Annotated in this window: 13 protein-coding genes; all 13 read right to left on the reverse strand. The window is 63.0% G+C overall.

All coding sequences use genetic code 11. The features are described 5' to 3' along the window. Nucleotides 1-556: 556 nt before the first annotated feature. The 13 genes from J2S71_RS01365 to J2S71_RS01425 all read right to left on the reverse strand — a co-directional run bounded on the left by J2S71_RS01365 (nt 557) and on the right by J2S71_RS01425 (nt 16097). Nucleotides 557-2329, reverse strand: coding sequence for an ABC transporter family substrate-binding protein (locus J2S71_RS01365; protein WP_307388300.1), 1773 nt, complete (start codon nt 2327-2329; stop codon nt 557-559). A gap of 76 nt (nt 2330-2405) precedes the next feature. Beyond that, on the reverse strand, nt 2406-4226 hold the full coding sequence (pepF, locus tag J2S71_RS01370) for an oligoendopeptidase F (protein WP_307388302.1): 1821 nt from the start codon (nt 4224-4226) through the stop codon (nt 2406-2408). Between the two features lie 129 nt (nt 4227-4355). Then, a complete protein-coding gene (locus tag J2S71_RS01375) occupies nt 4356-6407 on the reverse strand; it encodes a dipeptide ABC transporter ATP-binding protein (RefSeq protein ID WP_307388304.1) in 2052 nt (683 codons plus the stop codon). 82 nt (nt 6408-6489) lie between these two features. Further along, nucleotides 6490-7557, reverse strand: a complete 1068-nt coding sequence (locus J2S71_RS01380) for an ABC transporter permease (RefSeq protein ID WP_084620949.1) — start codon at nt 7555-7557, stop codon at nt 6490-6492. Nucleotides 7558-7566: 9 nt separating this feature from the next. Further along, the gene (locus J2S71_RS01385) at nt 7567-8559 is read right to left on the reverse strand and encodes an ABC transporter permease (RefSeq protein ID WP_021726810.1); all 993 of its coding nucleotides are present in this window, start codon (nt 8557-8559) and stop codon (nt 7567-7569) included. Between the two features lie 101 nt (nt 8560-8660). Then, nucleotides 8661-8918, reverse strand: coding sequence for a preprotein translocase subunit SecG (secG, locus tag J2S71_RS01390; RefSeq protein ID WP_021726907.1), 258 nt, complete (start codon nt 8916-8918; stop codon nt 8661-8663). A 247-nt stretch (nt 8919-9165) separates the two neighbouring features. Beyond that, nucleotides 9166-9930: a triose-phosphate isomerase gene (gene tpiA, locus J2S71_RS01395; protein ID WP_021726915.1), complete on the reverse strand. Its 765-nt coding sequence runs from the start codon at nt 9928-9930 to the stop codon at nt 9166-9168. Further along, a complete protein-coding gene (locus J2S71_RS01400) occupies nt 9923-11113 on the reverse strand; it encodes a phosphoglycerate kinase (protein WP_021726824.1) in 1191 nt (396 codons plus the stop codon). The genes tpiA and J2S71_RS01400 overlap by 8 nt, the downstream gene beginning before the upstream one ends. Nucleotides 11114-11212: 99 nt before the next feature. Further along, nucleotides 11213-12238: a type I glyceraldehyde-3-phosphate dehydrogenase gene (gap, locus tag J2S71_RS01405; RefSeq protein ID WP_307388306.1), complete on the reverse strand. Its 1026-nt coding sequence runs from the start codon at nt 12236-12238 to the stop codon at nt 11213-11215. A 211-nt stretch (nt 12239-12449) separates the two neighbouring features. Beyond that, nucleotides 12450-13391, reverse strand: a complete 942-nt coding sequence (whiA, locus tag J2S71_RS01410) for a DNA-binding protein WhiA (protein WP_307392369.1) — start codon at nt 13389-13391, stop codon at nt 12450-12452. A 1-nt stretch (nt 13392) separates the two neighbouring features. Then, nucleotides 13393-14313: an RNase adapter RapZ gene (gene rapZ, locus J2S71_RS01415; RefSeq protein ID WP_021726823.1), complete on the reverse strand. Its 921-nt coding sequence runs from the start codon at nt 14311-14313 to the stop codon at nt 13393-13395. Between the two features lie 71 nt (nt 14314-14384). Then, nucleotides 14385-15254, reverse strand: a complete 870-nt coding sequence (locus J2S71_RS01420) for an SGNH/GDSL hydrolase family protein (RefSeq protein WP_307388309.1) — start codon at nt 15252-15254, stop codon at nt 14385-14387. A 96-nt stretch (nt 15255-15350) separates the two neighbouring features. Further along, complete coding sequence (locus tag J2S71_RS01425; protein WP_307388311.1) at nt 15351-16097, reverse strand: hypothetical protein; 747 nt, start codon at nt 16095-16097, stop codon at nt 15351-15353. Nucleotide 16098 lies beyond the last annotated feature (1 nt).

A 16098-nucleotide genomic window follows, 5' to 3' on the forward strand; every position in this document is an offset into this window, starting at 1 on the left:
GTTGCGTGGTTGTAACGCATGAGTATACTAGGTTCATCCACAGGCCCATCCGGACACTCGGGTCTTGCTCCCAAACCTACCCGCATGCGCCCCGCCGAGGCCGAGCTGGGATGCTGGAGTCGCTCTACACCATCGAGCCGCCTACGAATCGGGGTACGTCCACCCGCTCGATCGCCTGCAGTTGGCGAGAGCCCAAGGCCGCAGTGGACAAACTGGAGGGGCACAGGGAGGCCGTGCTCGCGGAGGACGCATCCACCCCCTCTCCGCCTTCGGATGCGGGCCGATTGCCACCAACAGCTCGGTGTGACTGACCGCATGGCGAAAGGCGTCCGAAACGGGACAGGACCCCCAAGGCCGCGAGGCGATTGGAAGGGGGCCTCCCGCAGGAGGCCCCCGACGATGCATGGCGCCAGTGGCGGGACTCGCATCCGCTTGACCCTCCAGTCAGCCACTAGCAACTCAGCTAGTGTGTCTGCCGATTCACTCACTCTGACCTTCATGTGCCACAGGTGGAGCGATAACACAACCATCACGCCATCGCGGCGACTCTGTTGACTTACTGTTCCTTCTCCCATCCGACATTCTCGGCAACGATGTCCAACAGCAGGGCCGGGCCCCAGTTGGCAAGCCCCTTCTTGCAGACGATGGTGTCCGCGCCACTATACAGGGGGATGAACGCATAGGATGCAAGAGCCTCCCTCTCTGCCTCGTTGAAGGCCTTCATCTGCTCCCCATGATCCTCGATGCCCGTCACCGCGAGGAACTTGGCATCGAGCTCCGCACTGCCAGCATGGGTGTAGTTCGACTCTGAGGTAGAGCCGAAGAGCTGCCCACCATTGTTATAGGTCGCGCTGCCGGAACTCCAGCCAAAGAGGACAGTGTCCCACTCGCCACCCGTAAGCGTCTTTGAGAACTCAGAGCTGGGCTTGTTCACAATGGTGACGTTCATTCCCGCATCCTTAGCCATCTTCTGGATGGCGGCGGCACGGTTCTTGACGACGTTGGAGTCACCAATGGCCGTAAAGCTAAAGGCGACCTGCTTGCCCTCCTTGACATAATAGCCATCCGAATCCAGTTCGTAGCCGGCATCCTCAAGAGTCTTCTTGGCCGCAGCAGTCTGAGCCTCAGCGGTGGTATTGGCCGATACGTCTTCGGGTAGATTGTCCTCGTAGCCATCCATCCACGGAAGGATGCAAAGGGAACCTAGACGATCCTCCTTCCAGTTCACTCCCTGATATACGATGCCCAAGATGGTCTCGGTGTTGATGCACTGCATGAAGGCTCTCCGCACCTCGATATCTGAGAGGGAGTCGCGCTCGGTGTTGACCTCCAGGCACGCAATGGACTTGCTGTCGGAACGACGGATCTCGACATCGTCCATGCCCTGGAAGTTGGAGAGCATCTCGCCTGTGCCACTCTGTCCAAGTTCGGTTGCGTCGAGTTCACCGTTCTTGAAGGCATTGAACTCTGCCTGGGTCTCCATCTGTTTGAAGGTGACCGACTCAAGCTTGGCAGCGTCGCCCCACCATTCGGAGTTACGCACGAAGGTGATTTGGGTCTCATCCACGGAATCTACGATGAAGGGACCACAACCCCACTCGTTATGGGGGTTCATCTTCCAACCATCGTTAAAGACCTCGGGACTGGCAGCACTGGGATGCAGGAAGCCCACAAGGGCCTCGTACGGATAGTAGGGCTGGGAGAAGGTGATGATGGCCTGCTTGTCATTCTCACCTCTTTTTACGCTCTCGACCTGATTCCAACCATCGGTCGAAGAGGGAGTGTAGTCGGAGTTCGTACCATTCATCACCGTCCAGAGGGCCTCGACGGCACGCCAGTCGATGGGCGTTCCGTCATTAAATGTTGCCTTTTCGGCAATATCAATGGTCACAACCTCCTTGTCACTATCCTCCGTGACGGAAGAGGACTCGATGAAGTTGGGATCGGGTTTGAACTCGCTTGCCGTGGCATTGCAGAGGAAGGGAATTGCTGCCGGATTATAGAAGCGCCAGAACCATTTCATATAGATAGAGTTGCCGTTGACGCTGAAGTAGTTGAAGTCGGGACCCACCTCAGCTACAGGGAACGTCACAGTGCCGCCGTCCTTGAGCTTGTCACGATCCTGGGGGTTGTTGTAGACCTTGCCCTTTTCGGGAAGCGGAAGCTTGTCGAGATCGGTCGTAGCCGGAGATCCCGACTGGGGCTCCGCATCCGACGAGCCGCCGTTACCGTCACTGCCACCACAGCCAGCCAGCCCCAGGCCGGCAACCGTGGCGGTGGCCACACCAGCGGTACCGAGGAACGTCCTACGCGTGAATGAATGTGCCATGGTTATCCTCCCTTTGGATTTCTTGATGCAGAGTTAAGTATACGAATTATCTGATGCACGTACGCACACACAGTGCCTAATCGGTCAATGCAAGAAGCCGTTCGAGCCGCTCGACCGTCTGGGCAAAGGAGGCAAGCGCCTCACTGACGGCAACACCCGAGGCCATGTCCACGCCAGCCCTGGCAAGGAGGTCGATGGGAGGCCTGGAGTTGCCGCTCGAAAGGAATTCGAGGTAACGCTTGCGTGCAGGCTCCCCCTCCCTGAGGATGCGTTCCGAGAGCGCAACCGCCGCGGCAAAGCTCGTCGCATATACGTAGACGTAGTAGTTGTAGTAGAAGTGCGGGATGCGCGACCATTCGAGCGCTATCTCCCCGTCCGAGACATTCGCTGGACCGTAATAGAGGTCGTTGAGCGCACGATAGCGCTCGGAGAGGGCATCGGCACCCGTGCCCTCGCCCTTCGCGGAGGCCCCATTGGCATCGCGCTCGAACTCGGCGAACATCGTCTGGCGATACAGCGTGCTCTTGAACTGGTTGCACAGGTGGTCAAGCAGGAAGGCGCGCATGGCATCGTCCGTGGCGTGATCGAGCAGGTGGTGCATGAGGAGCATCTCGTTGGTCGTGGAGGCCACCTCCGCCACGAACATCTCATATGCGGCATAGCGCGTGGGCTGCGCCCTGTTGGTAAGGAAGGTGTGCATGGAGTGGCCCGTCTCGTGCACCAGGGTGAAGACGTCCTCAAGCGCACCCTGGAAGTTGAGGAGGATGAGGGGCCTCACGCCACGACCGCCCGAGGAGTAGGCGCCACTGGCCTTGCCAGGAGTCTCGTAGACGTCATACCAACGCTCGTCGATGGCCTTACGTACCTGGGCGACATAGTCCTCCCCCAAGGGCGCCAACGCATCGAGCATGAGGTCACACGCCTCCTCAAAGCTGTAGCAACGCTCCGGCGTGTCCACGATGGGCACATAGACGTCCCAATAGCGCGCGGGTGAGAGGCCCAGCGCCCTGGCCCGCAGACTCATGTAGCGATGCATGGTGGGGGCGTTCTGGTGAACGGCATCGATGAGGCCATCGTAGACCGACAGGGGAATCTCGGTAGGGGCAAGGGATGCCTCAAGCGAGGAGCCGTAGTGGCGAGCATCGGCAAAGAACGCCAGCTGCTTCATCTGCGACCCCAAGACGGCAGCGCTCGTGTTCTTGATCTTGTCATAGGTTCCGTACACGCTGTGATAGGCGCTCTCGCGCAGGGTACGATCCTTGTCCTGCAGCAGCACGCCATAGCTGCCATGCGTCACATGGTGCGCCTTGCCCTGGGAGTCGATGGCATCGGGGAAGGTGAGGTCGGCATCGTTGAGCATGGAGAACACCTGGCCGGGACCGGCGGCCATCTCCTGAGCCTTGGCCAGCAGGGCCTCCTCGGCAGGCGGCAGCACGTGGTCACGCAGGGCACGGACCTTGTCGAGGGCGCGACGGTACTGTGCAAGTGCGGGAAGCTCCTGATACCAGCCCTCAAGCGTCGCGTCATCAAGCGCCATCAGGGCGGGCTCGAACCATGCGGCAGCCGCAGAGGTACGCGCGGACAGGGCCACCACCTGGCTCTTGAGATCCTGGAACCTACTTATGGTATGGTCCTCGTCGGCACGACGAAACACATACTCGCCTATGCGATCCAAGGTAAGCTCGGCCTCGTCGTCAAAGCGCAGATACCCCAGGAGTTCCTGGGCGCTATGGAGCGCCTTGGATTCCCAGGCGGCGTAGGCCTCGGGCAAGCCCTGGGCGTCCGTGATGGCCTTGACACAGTCCTCCACGCTAGCAAAGACGGAGGCAATGTCCCACGTGTACCTCTCGGGGATGTCCTCCCGATGCTGATAGGTGGGAAAATCGCTCTTTTTCATGAGCCTTCCTTTCTGATGGTCGACAGAGGCGGATGAAGTGCACGAACAACAACCAGATGGTACCGTTCGAGACAAAAGTGGAGCCCACCTGATGCGGACTCCACAGAGTGACAGCACCTGGACGTTCCATCACTTGCCCGTAGGCAACAGCGACGTTGCCGGCACAAGCTTGCCGTCCTGGTAGACGAGACGCTCGCGCGTGCGCTCGATCTTGGGATCGGGGATGGGAATGGCAGAGAGCAGCGCCTTGGTATAGGGATCCTGCGGGTTGGAGAAGACCTCCTCCGTGTCACCCTGCTCCACAATCTTGCCCAGATGCATGACGGCGACAGAGTCGGAGATGTGGCGGATGACCGCCAGGTCGTGCGCCACGAAGAGATACGACACCTTGAGCTGCACCTGCAGATCCTCGAGAAGGTTGATGATGCCCGCCTGGATGGAGACGTCAAGCGAGGCGATAGGCTCGTCGAGCAGCAGCACCTTGGGGCGCGTCGCCAGGGCACGACCGATGGCGATGCGCTGGCGCTGGCCACCGGAGAACTGCGTGGGGAAGCGATCCACGTAGTCGGGATTGATGCCCACGAGATGCATGAGCTCGCCGATGCGGGAGTTGATGTCCCTCTCGGACCAGCGCTGGGCACGCAGGGGCTCTGCCAGCACGTCGTAGATCGGCATGCGCGGATCAAGCGAACTCATGGGATCTTGGAAGATGATCTGCAGATCGCGGCGAATCGCGTTGCGGTCATGCTTGCCCTTGAGCGCGGAGATGTCCCTGCCCATGACGGAGATGGTACCGCTCTCGGGCCTCATGAGCTCCATGATCTGCATGAGCGTCGTGGACTTGCCAGAGCCAGACTCGCCCACGAGTGCCAGCGTCTCTCCCTCATGAATCTCGAATGACACATGATCCACGGCCATCATGGTGCCCTTGTTGCGCTTGATGAGGCCCTTGGTCTGGATGGGAAACGTCTTCACCAGATCCCTGACCTCAAGCACCACGGGTCGCCGCTCGCGCGGGACCTCTGCCCACTTGGCAGGTAATGGCTCGAGCCCGGGATACACCTCCTGGAACGTGAGGTGCCTCTCCTTGATCTCCGCAAGGCGATGGCAGCTGGAGAGATGTCCCTCGGAGGCATCCGCAGGCCCAAGGGACGGCTCGACCTGGAAGCACCTCTCCTGTGCCATGGGGCAACGCGGCGAGAAGGGGCAGCCGGAAGGGATCGCGGCCATCGAGGGAGGGTTCCCCTTGATGGGGACGAGACGATGGTCAGCGGCCATGTGCGGCTTGGGCACGGCACCGAGCAGGCCCATCGTGTAGGGATGGGAGGGTCTGTCATAGAGCGTGTCGATGCTTGCGCGCTCCACGGCACGACCGGCATACATGACCATGACATCATCGGCCGTGCCGGCGATGACGCCAAGGTCATGCGTGATGAGCACGACGGCGGCACCCGTCTCCCTCTGGGCGACGGCCAGCACGTCGAGGATCTGCGCCTGGGTGGTGACGTCAAGGGCCGTCGTGGGCTCGTCAGCGATGATGACATCGGGATCGTTGGCAATGGCGATGGCGATGACCACCCGCTGGCGCATGCCACCCGAGAACTCGTGCGGATAGGCTTCAAGACGCTCCTCGGGCGTGGTGATGCCCACGGTACGCAGCAATGCGATGCAGCGGTTGCGCACATCCTCGCGACTCATGTCAGGGTTATGGATAAGCAACGCCTCGGCCAGCTGCTCGCCGATCGTGAACATGGGCGTCAGGGCGGACAGGGGATCCTGGAAGACCATGGAGATGGACTTGCCCCGGAAGGCGGCCATCTCCTCGTCGCTCTTACCGATGAGCTCCTCGCCATCGAACCTGACGGAACCCGTGACGTGGGCGTTGTCGTCCAGGAGTCCAATGAGCGAGAGCGCCGTGACGGACTTGCCTGAGCCGGACTCGCCCACGATGCCCAGCGTGCGGCCGCGCCAGAGGTCAAAGTTGACACCGCGGACAGCGTCGACCCTACCCGCCTCGGTATTGAACGAGACCCTGAGGTCGCGCACGCTCATGATGGGCTCGCCCTGGGGCGCGCCCTTGGGTCCATTGCCCTCAAGCAGCTCGTTCTCGAGCGTCTCGTCATGAGGGGGCCACGATGCCCTATCGTCCGTCATGACCTCACCTGTTGCCTTCTCGGCCATAGTCACTCCGTTACTGTGGTAGCCGTACCCGTTCCGTGCAGCCTGGTGCATGTGCCGCGAACATCCCCCGCTGAGAGTCGCCCTATGCCTTGGCCGTTGCCTGTACGTCCACAACAGTCTCGACCGACTTGGTGTCGTCATCGCTCACGCTACCCGTCGCACGCGAATAGGGATCGAGGGCGTCGCGCAGGCCGTCACCGATCATCTGCATGCTCACGCAGAGGACGATCAGCACGACCGACGGAATCAGGATGACCCACGGAGCCGACAGCATGGCCGAGGAGCCCTGGCTCAGCAGATAGCCGAGCGAGGTGTCCGGCGCCTTGATGCCCAGGCCAAGGAAGCTATAGGCCGTCTCGGAGTTGATGCCACCAATGACGCAGAGAACCATGTCGATGATCAGGATGGATCCCAGGTTGGGGATGAGGTGGCGGATGATGGTCGTGATGGGTGAGACGCCCATATACTTGGCGGCACGCACATAGTCGCGCTCACGCAGCGAGAGCGCCACGGTGCGCAGCGTACGGGCGTAGCCAATCCAGCCAAAGGCCGAGAGACCCACGATGAGTATCAGCCAGCCCGTGGTGCCGCTGGAGGCACGCACGATCATGGCGACCAGCAGGAAGCTGGGGATGACGAGCAGCATGTCGAGAAACCACATGCCAATCTTCTCCGGCACGCCTCGGGCGTACGCGATGGCCGTGCCGATGATGGCAGAGAGCACCGTAGTGATGAGGGCATAGGAGATGCCAATGACGAGCGAGCGTCCCAAGCCATGCGTGACGCAGGCAAAGAGGTCAAAGCCACCGCCATCGGTGCCAAACCAGTGCGTTGCATTGGGTGGCACGTTGAGTGCCGAAAAGTCGGGATCCGTGTAGTCGAAGCGGCAGATCAGGGGGCCAAAGACGGCCATCAGGATGAGGACGACCAGGATGGCCAAGCCAATCATGGCGCTGCGCTGACGCACGAAGCGCCTGACGATGAGCTGGAAGTAGCCGATGCGCTTGACCTCGACACCCGAGCCTCCCTGGGCATCTGCCAGCAGTTCGAGCTCGGCATTGGTCATCTGGGTGGAGTCGGCCACAGTGGTGACACCCCTACCCCGCCCATTCCCCTCTGCGTCCCGGGGCATATGATCCCTGTCTGCCATCATCTCTCCTTAGCTCATCTTGATGCGCGGATCGAGCGCGGCCGCAAAGAGATCCGCGAGGAGGGCACCGACGAGCGTGCATGCGCCAGAGAAGGCGGCAACGGCGACGGCGCCATGGATGTTGTTGCCATTGATGCAGTTGATGAAGTACTCGCCCATGCCGTGGATGGCAAAGATCTTCTCGGTCATGACAGCGCCCGTGAAGATGCCGGCGATGGAGAAGGCCACGTCGACAGCCGTGGGGATGAGCGAGGCGCGCAGGGCATGCTTGCGAATGGCCTGGCGGCGCGTAAGCCCCTTGGCACGGGCCGTGCGCACGTAGTCCGTATGCATCTCGTCAAGCAGGTACGTGCGCTGTCTCAGGTGATAGCCAACCGACGTGATGATGGTGAGCACAACGGTGGGCAATAGGATGTGCTGGAGAAAGTCGACGAAGGAGAGGAGAACGTTGTTGCCGGTGTAGCTCGAAAGGCCTGTGACATAGAAGATCCTGGTCCCCGATGCCGTGTTGATTTCGATGGCGAAAAAGACGATCAGGATTGCCAGCACGACCGTGGGGATGACCATGAAGACGGAGGCGATGCCGCTCCAGGCCCGGTCGGCCGTCTGATATTGTCGCTGTGCCGTGTAGACGCCCAAGCCCACGCCAATGACGATGGAGATGATGGTGGAGAGCGTCATCAGCTCGACCGAGGCCATGATGCGTGCGGAGATGTCGCGATTGACGGCATCACCATTGGGCGCCTCCCCCCAGTCGAACCTGGTGACCACACTCGTGAGCCACTTCTGGTAGCGCTCCATAATTGGTGTCTTATCATTGAGGTTTGCCTGGTCGAGCGATCGCTCGATGGACTCCTGGGGAGGGCGCGGCGTTTTGGACTCGTAGTTGGAGCGCGGGCTCATGAACGCGTTGGCCAGGAAGTAGGTGAACGACGTGGCCACGAAGACCATGATGATGTACAGGAAGACCCTCTTGGCGATGTAGGCAAGGAACCGCGCCATAGACACTCCTCACAAACTTGTGCGCCAGGCACACAGACCGCGTAGTGCTTTGGCTGACAGACACAACGGACCCGCCCCGAACAAAGCGGGATGGGTCGGAGCTACGCGGCCGCGATGGTTCCGTTGGGGAAGGTGATCGCCAGGGTGAGCACGCACACCACGAAGACGACCGTGGTGATGATGGTCAGGCGGTTGAGGTTGTGCTCGAGGATGCCCGAGCCCGCGCTCGCGTTGTACAGCGAGGCGGCGATCATGTCGGACACGCCCGTGCCCTTGCCCGAATGCATGAGGATGAGGATGACGGACAGGAATGCCGACACGAACATGACGACAACCAGCATCGTGTTGAGAACGCTCACCGTAGCTCCTTCTTGCCAGCACGTTGGGAATCATCCCAAAGGACGAGAACATAATGGTGTATGAGAGTATCACACCCCGCAGGGCGTCCTCTTGCCGAGCGGGCATATCTCCGTAAGACCATGATTCCCCGTCCCACCCGGGTGCCTAGGACATGGCGCCCATGAGCACCGCATGATGACCCGCACTGCGCATGAGAGAGGCGCAGCGACCGGAGCCGCTGCGCCCCCAGGGAGGCGGGGAGCCCCGCTACATGGCAGCCTTCACCATGGCGGCAAAGCTGTCAGCCTTGAGCGACGCACCGCCCACGAGGGCGCCGTCGACGTCCTCCCTCTCGAGGAAGCCGGCCACGTTGTCGGGCTTGGCGGAGCCACCGTACAGGATGCGGATGCCGTCGGCCGTCTCCTGACCGAACACCTCGGCCAGGGTCCTGCGGATGGCGCCACAGACCTCCTGGGCATCGTCGGCCGTGGCGGTCTTGCCGGTGCCGATGGCCCAGATGGGCTCGTAGGCCACGACGTACTTGGCGGAGTCGTCGATCGTGAGGCCCGCGGTGTCCTTCTTGATCTGGTCGACCACGAACTCGACCTGCCTACCGGCCTCACGCACCTCGAGGGACTCGCCGCAGCAGCTGATGGGGACGATGCCGTGGGCCATCAGGGCCTTGGCCTTCCTGTTGACGTCCTCGTCCGTCTCGCCGAAGTAGCCACGGCGCTCGGAGTGGCCGATGATGCAGTAGGTGGCGCCAACGCTCGTGAGCATGGAGGGAGCGGTCTCGCCGGTGTAGGCGCCCTTCTCCTCCCAGTACACGTTCTGGGCGCCCAGCGCGAAGGGGGCACCCTTCTGATCGATGACCTCGGAGACGCCCTTGAGGTCGACGGCGGGCGGGCACACGACCACGTCCACGCTGCCCGTACCGCCCTCGAGCTCCTTGGCCAGCCCCTCGGCAAGGACGACGCCCTCGGAGAAGGTCTCGTTCATCTTCCAGTTGCCGGCAATCATACGGTTACGCATCGAGAAGCGCCTCCACTCCGGGAAGGGCCTTGCCCTCGACGAGCTCCATGGACGCACCGCCACCGGTGGAGATCCAGCTCATCTTGTTGGCCAGGCCAAACTTGTTGATGGCGGCAACGGAGTCGCCGCCGCCGATGATGGACGTGCAGTCGGAGTCCGCTATCGCGCGGGCGACGGCCTCGGTGCCCTTGGCGAACTGATCCATCTCGAAGACGCCCATGGGACCGTTCCAGAAGACGGTCTTGGCGCCCTTGACGGCCTCACAGTACAGCTCGACGGTCTTGGGGCCGATGTCCATGCCCATGCGGTCATCGGGAATCTGATCGGAGTCCACGACCTCGCCCGTGGCGTCCTCGCCGAAGTGGTCGGCGACCACGTTGTCGATGGGCAGCAGGATCTTGCAGCCCTTGGCCTCCGCCTTCCTGATCATCTCGCCTGCGCGCTCTACCCAGTCCTCCTCCTTGAGGGAGCTGCCCACGCTGTAGCCCTTGGCCAGGAAGAACGTGTAGGCCATGCCGCCACCGATGATCAGCGTGTCCGCGGAGTCGATGAGGTGGTCGAGCACGCCGATCTTGCTGGAGACCTTGGAGCCGCCCACGATGGCGACGAAGGGACGTGCGGGATCGGCGAAGATCGACGTGAGGGTGTCGACCTCCTTCTCGAGCAGGAAGCCGGCGTAGGCGGGCAGGTAGGCGGCGGGGCCAACGACGGAACCCTGGGCGCGGTGCGCGGTGCCGAAGGCATCGAGCACGAAGATGTCACCGTAGGAGGCGAGACGCTGCGCGATCTCGGGGTCGTTCTTCTTCTCGCGCTTGTCGAAGCGGACGTTCTCGAGCACGAGGATGCCACCGGGCTGCAAGGCGGCGACAGCCGCGGCGGCCTTCTCGCCATAGGTGTCATCGACGAACGTGACGTCAAAGCCGGTGAGCTCGGCGAGCTTGTCGGCAGCGGGCCTGAGCGAGAGCTCGGGCTCGGGGCCATCGCCCTTGGGACGGCCGAGATGGCTCATGAGGATGGTCCGGGCGTTGTGCTCCTTGAGGTACGTGATGGTGGGGATGGCCGCACGGATGCGCGTGTCATCGGCGACGGCACCATCCCTCAGCGGCACATTGAAGTCGACGCGGACGAGGACGCGCCTGCCGTCCACGTCGGCATCGCGAACGGTCTTCTTGGTGAATGCCATGATCGCTCCTTCTCTTGTGGCAAGAACAGGGAAAGGGGCGCGGCCGCGGCCAAAGGACCTGCGACCGCACCCCTTCGTTACGCAAAGGAACTGCGCTGCCTAGGCAACGAACCTCTCGAAGTACTTGATGGTACGAACCATCTGGGAGGTGTAGGAGTTCTCATTGTCGTACCACGAGGTGACCTGCACGAGGCTCTGGCCGTCCCCAAGGTCCTGGACCAGGGTCTGGGTGGCGTCGAAGATGGAGCCATGGGTCTCGCCGACGATGTCGCGGGAGACGATCTGATCCTCGTTGTAGCCAAAGGTCTCGGGGATGGTCTGAGCGTATGCCTTCATGGCCGCGTTGACCTCGTCGACGGTGACGGTCTTGGCGACGACGGCATAGAGGTTGGTGAGGGAGCCGGTGGGCGTGGGAACGCGCTGGGCGGCACCGATCAGCTTGCCGTTGAGCTCGGGAAGGACGAGGCCGATGGCCTTGGCGGCACCGGTGGTGTTGGGAACGATGTTCTCGGAGGCGGCACGGGAGCGACGGAAGTTGCCCTTGCGCTGGGGACCATCGAGCACCATCTGGTCGCCGGTGAAGGCGTGGATGGTGGTCATGATGCCGGAGACGATGGGAGCGAAGTCGTTGAGGCCCTTGGCCATGGGAGCGAGGCAGTTGGTGGTGCAGGAGGCCGCGCAGATAATGTTGTCATCGGCGGTCAGCGTCTCGTGGTTGACGTTGTAGACGATGGTGGGAAGATCCTTGCCCGCGGGGGCCGAGATGACGACCTTCTTGGCGCCGGCGTCGATGTGTGCCTGGGACTTGGCCTTGGAGGTGTAGAAGCCGGTGCACTCGAGGACGACGTCCACGCCGAGCTTGCCCCAGGGCAGCTTGCTGGCGTCCGCCTCCTTATAGATGGTGATCCTCTTGCCGTCGACGACGATGTTATCCTCGCCGAACTCGACCTTGTGGTCGCGCGCATAGTTGCCCTGAGTGGAGTCGTACTTCAGAAGGTACGCGAGCATCTCGGGGGAGGTGAGGTCGTTGATGGCAACGATGTCAGTGCCCTCATGCGAGAACATCTGACGGAACGCCAGGCGACCGATGCGGCCGAAGCCATTGATAGCAACCTTGACTGCCATGCTTTCTCCTTTCGCAAAGTCCTCCGGGGCCGATCCTCGGATGAACCACTGTCACAAAACCCACATCCATCATAACGCGTTTCGACCACCCGTGCGGTGCAGACTTTGGCATGTGCCCGAGGCGAGCGCCCATCAGTACCGCCATCCTCTCGCACCGGCAGCGGGGACGGGCGCGTAGGGTCCCGGATGGTGCCAGGCGATGGCGAGGCCCTCATGGGCGCGGAGCGCGCGCCTCGTCCACGAGCGCCTGCAGGCGGAGCACCCGATGATAGAGGGCCTGCTTTGAGACGGGTGGTGAGAAAAGCTCACCCAGGGCGGCAAGGGATATGCCCGGATGCGCCCGCCGCATGCTGCAGAGCTCGCGAAGCGCCGGCGGCAGCGCGCGCATGCCGATCAGTCGCTCCGCCTCGTCGATGAGGGCGAGCTGGTCGGCAGCGGCACCCGTCGAGCGCGCCTGGTTGGCGATCTCGGCATTCACCCGCCGGTTGATGTCGTTCTTGAGCGACTTCATGCGGCGCACGCCCTCCACGGCGGTGGCGGAGCGTTCCGCCCCCATCACACGCAGGAGGCGGACGATCTCGTCGAAGCTCTTGAGATAGAGCACAAGCGAGCCGCGCCGACGGTTGAGGCGGGCGACCATTCCCTGCTCGCCGATGAGCCGCGCGACCCCATGCGCCAGCCCCTCGCCCGAGAGGACGACCTCCAGATGAAAGTCCCCCCGGGGGTCGGCGATGAAGCCACCGGCCATGAAGGCACCGCGCAGGAACGCCGCGCGACAGCAGGGCCTCTCCAGCAGTATGGTGGGGATGCCCGGCGCAAGCCCGCATCCCGGCTCGATGATGCCCAGCCGCACGAGCGCCTCCTCGAGCCGGGCCTGCTCGGGGATCTCGATGAGGTAGTTGCGCGACTTGTGCAGGTTGGACCGACGCACCGTCAGCGGCGTCTCGAGATCGAAGAGCTCGTGGGCGAACTTGATCATGGAACGCGCAACGGCACCCGTCTCGGTGGAGACGCGGATGGAGTAGCGACCGTTACCATGGAACGAGAGCGTGCCGCACACGCGCATGATGGCCGACAGCTCGGCATAGGCACACTGGTCGCATGCGCCGTCGATGCGCGAGAGCTCGTCCTTCACCTGCGCCGTGAACGACACGTTACGCCCGCACCGCAAGGTCGAGGTCACGATGCGTGACCGTCACGTGATAGCCCTGTCCCTTGAGGTAGGCACCCGTCGCATTCGCGATGGCAACGGAGCGATGCTGGCCCCCCGTACATCCCACGGCAATGGAGAGCCGCGACTTCCCCTCGGCGATGTAACCGGGCATCACCACGTCGAGCAGACCCTCCCACTGCTTGAGGAAGGCCTTGGTGACATCGTTGCCCAACACGAAGTCACGCACCTTGGCATCATTGCCGGTGAGCGTGCGCATCTCGGGGTCGTAGAACGGGTTGGGCAGAAAGCGCACGTCAACCATGAGATCGGCCTCCACAGGCATGCCATGCTTGAAGCCAAACGAGAACACGTGCACATCCAGCAGCTGCTGATCGGTGAGCTCGGAATAGGCGCGACGAATGCGGCTGCGCAGTGCGGCCGTGCGCAGGCGGCTGGTGTCGATGACGAGATCCGCATGCCTGCGGACACCATCCAGCTGCCTGCGCTCGCGCTGGATGGCCGAGAGGGTGGTCTCCCCCTCCATGGCGAGGGGGTGGCGCCGACGCGTCTCGTCATAGCGCCGCATGAGCACGTCGTCGGAGGCGTCCAGGAAGACCACCTGATAGGTGAGCTCGTGATCGGAGAGGGCGCGCAGGGCATCCCCCATCTCGTCAAAGAGCCCCTGGCTCCTGAGGTCACACGTGACGGCGAGGTGACGGCCGACCCCCGAGTTGATGCCCACGACCTTGGCAAGGTCCACGATGAGCCGCGGGGGGAGGTTGTCGATGCAGTAGTAGCCCATGTCCTCGAAGACGTGGAGCGCCTGAGTGCGGCCGCTGCCGCTCATGCCCGTGATGATGACCACATCGGGCACACGACCCGATGCGGCAGCCTGTCTCATGCGTACGGTTGACGTGCCCATACGTGCCGTTCAGCTCCCCTCTCATGACGTGTCCGCATCCACGTGAGTGACATTCTACCCAACACGAGGGCCTAGGACGAGAGGCCGAGACGCTCGCTGAGGGCGAGCCAGAGCTTCTGGGATCCCGAACTGGTGGGGTGCACGCCATCCGCATTGAAGTCGCCCGTCCCCGGACTGAGGGCATCAAGCAGCGATATGTGCGCGTATCCCGCCCGTGCGCTCACGCGGTCGAGCACGCGGTCGACCTCCCCCATGCTCATACCCCCATCGAGGACGTTGTCGGGAGGAGAGACCACCACGAGGAGCTTGCAGCGCGTTGCCGTTGCCGAGAGGGCCGCGGTCGCATCGCGCTCGAAGCCATCCGGCGTCTCGTTCGGCAGGGAGGCGTCGTTGGTACCCAGCATCACCACGATGGCGTCCGCACCGTTGCCCAGCCAGGCATCCGGGTCACGCGCAAGGTCCGCCATCGTGAAGCCATTGACGCCCGCATTCACAAAGCTCGTCGCCCCATGGCCAAGGGCCCAGGCGCGAAAGTCATTCGTCCATACGCGCACGTCGGCCCCCGTTTCGGTATAGGTCCCCAGCGAGCCGGAGTACACGACCGTACCCGTGGAGGGCGCTGTGTCATACCCCTCGCAGAGGTAGCCTGCCGTGATGGAATCGCCCACCACCAGTACCGACTTGATCTGCCCCGCATCAAACAGGCGCGCAAGGGAACTCTTGGGGGAGGCGGCATCGGGAGGATCGCCCTGAGTCGGTGCCGAGGCGGGGGCGTCCTCGCCCTCCCCTGGGGTGGGCGGCGCGGACGGCAGGATCTCCTGCGGGGCGAGCCATTGCGACACCACGATCACGACCACGGCAAGGGCGACCAGTGGGAGCACGAAGACCCACGAGCCCCGCCGCGGCCTCTGGCTTGCATGGGTATGGGTATCCTGCCGCATGCCATCACTCCCTCATGTCCGACGCGGACAAGGATACGGCAGTTTGGGCCAAAGGTCAGCTCGGCATGTGGGATGGGCGCTGCGCGGGAAGACCACCTACTGCCCGTGATGCATACGATCCTCAAGCAGCTGCTCGCCTGCCGAGGTCGTCTCGCTGGAGACGGAGACGTTCGCCCCGTCGGGCAGCTTGGGCGAGACGCCATACGCCTGCGAGAACGAGACCGCTCCCAGGTTCTGGTAGGCATCGCCAGAGATCTGGTATCCCAACGTCGCGCCAAGCAGCCCCGCCGTGGTGTGCTCCCCCGCCGTGGTGCGGGCCGAGACGGTCTCGGACATGCGCACGGTGCCGTCACCATCCTCCACGATCCAGGTAACCTGGGGGATGTCGAGGCCCGTCCCCTTGGCCCAGACGGCAAGCGCCTCGGTGCGACGAGCCGTAACGTCCAGCATGGTGGGGGCGGAGTCGAGCGAGACCTGCTCGATCCAGATGCCGTTCTCGTCAAGGTACACGCCCGCGTCATCCATGACAAGCGAAAGGTCCTCTCCCCCGTAGGAGAGGCCTGCCAGCGCCTGGATGACGTCCTCCTTCAAGAGGGAGGCGAACCGCTGGCGCTGGTTGGCACCCGCCGCGACCGCCTCGGCATCGGCCGATCCCGAGGGGCCAGACGGCCCTCCCCCGAACAGCGCCGAGAGGGGGTCTTGACCCTCGAGATAGGCAGGCAGAAACCACATGCTCACACCAATGATCAGGATGCCTGCCACGGTGAGCGCCACGGAGAGGGGCGTCATGCGCCCCGCGCCCCTGGCGAGGGCGGGCTTGCCGGAGGACAGCGCACGTGCCATC

This window comes from Olsenella profusa DSM 13989, assembly GCF_030811115.1.
Classification (GTDB): Bacteria; Actinomycetota; Coriobacteriia; order Coriobacteriales; family Atopobiaceae; genus Olsenella_F; species Olsenella_F profusa.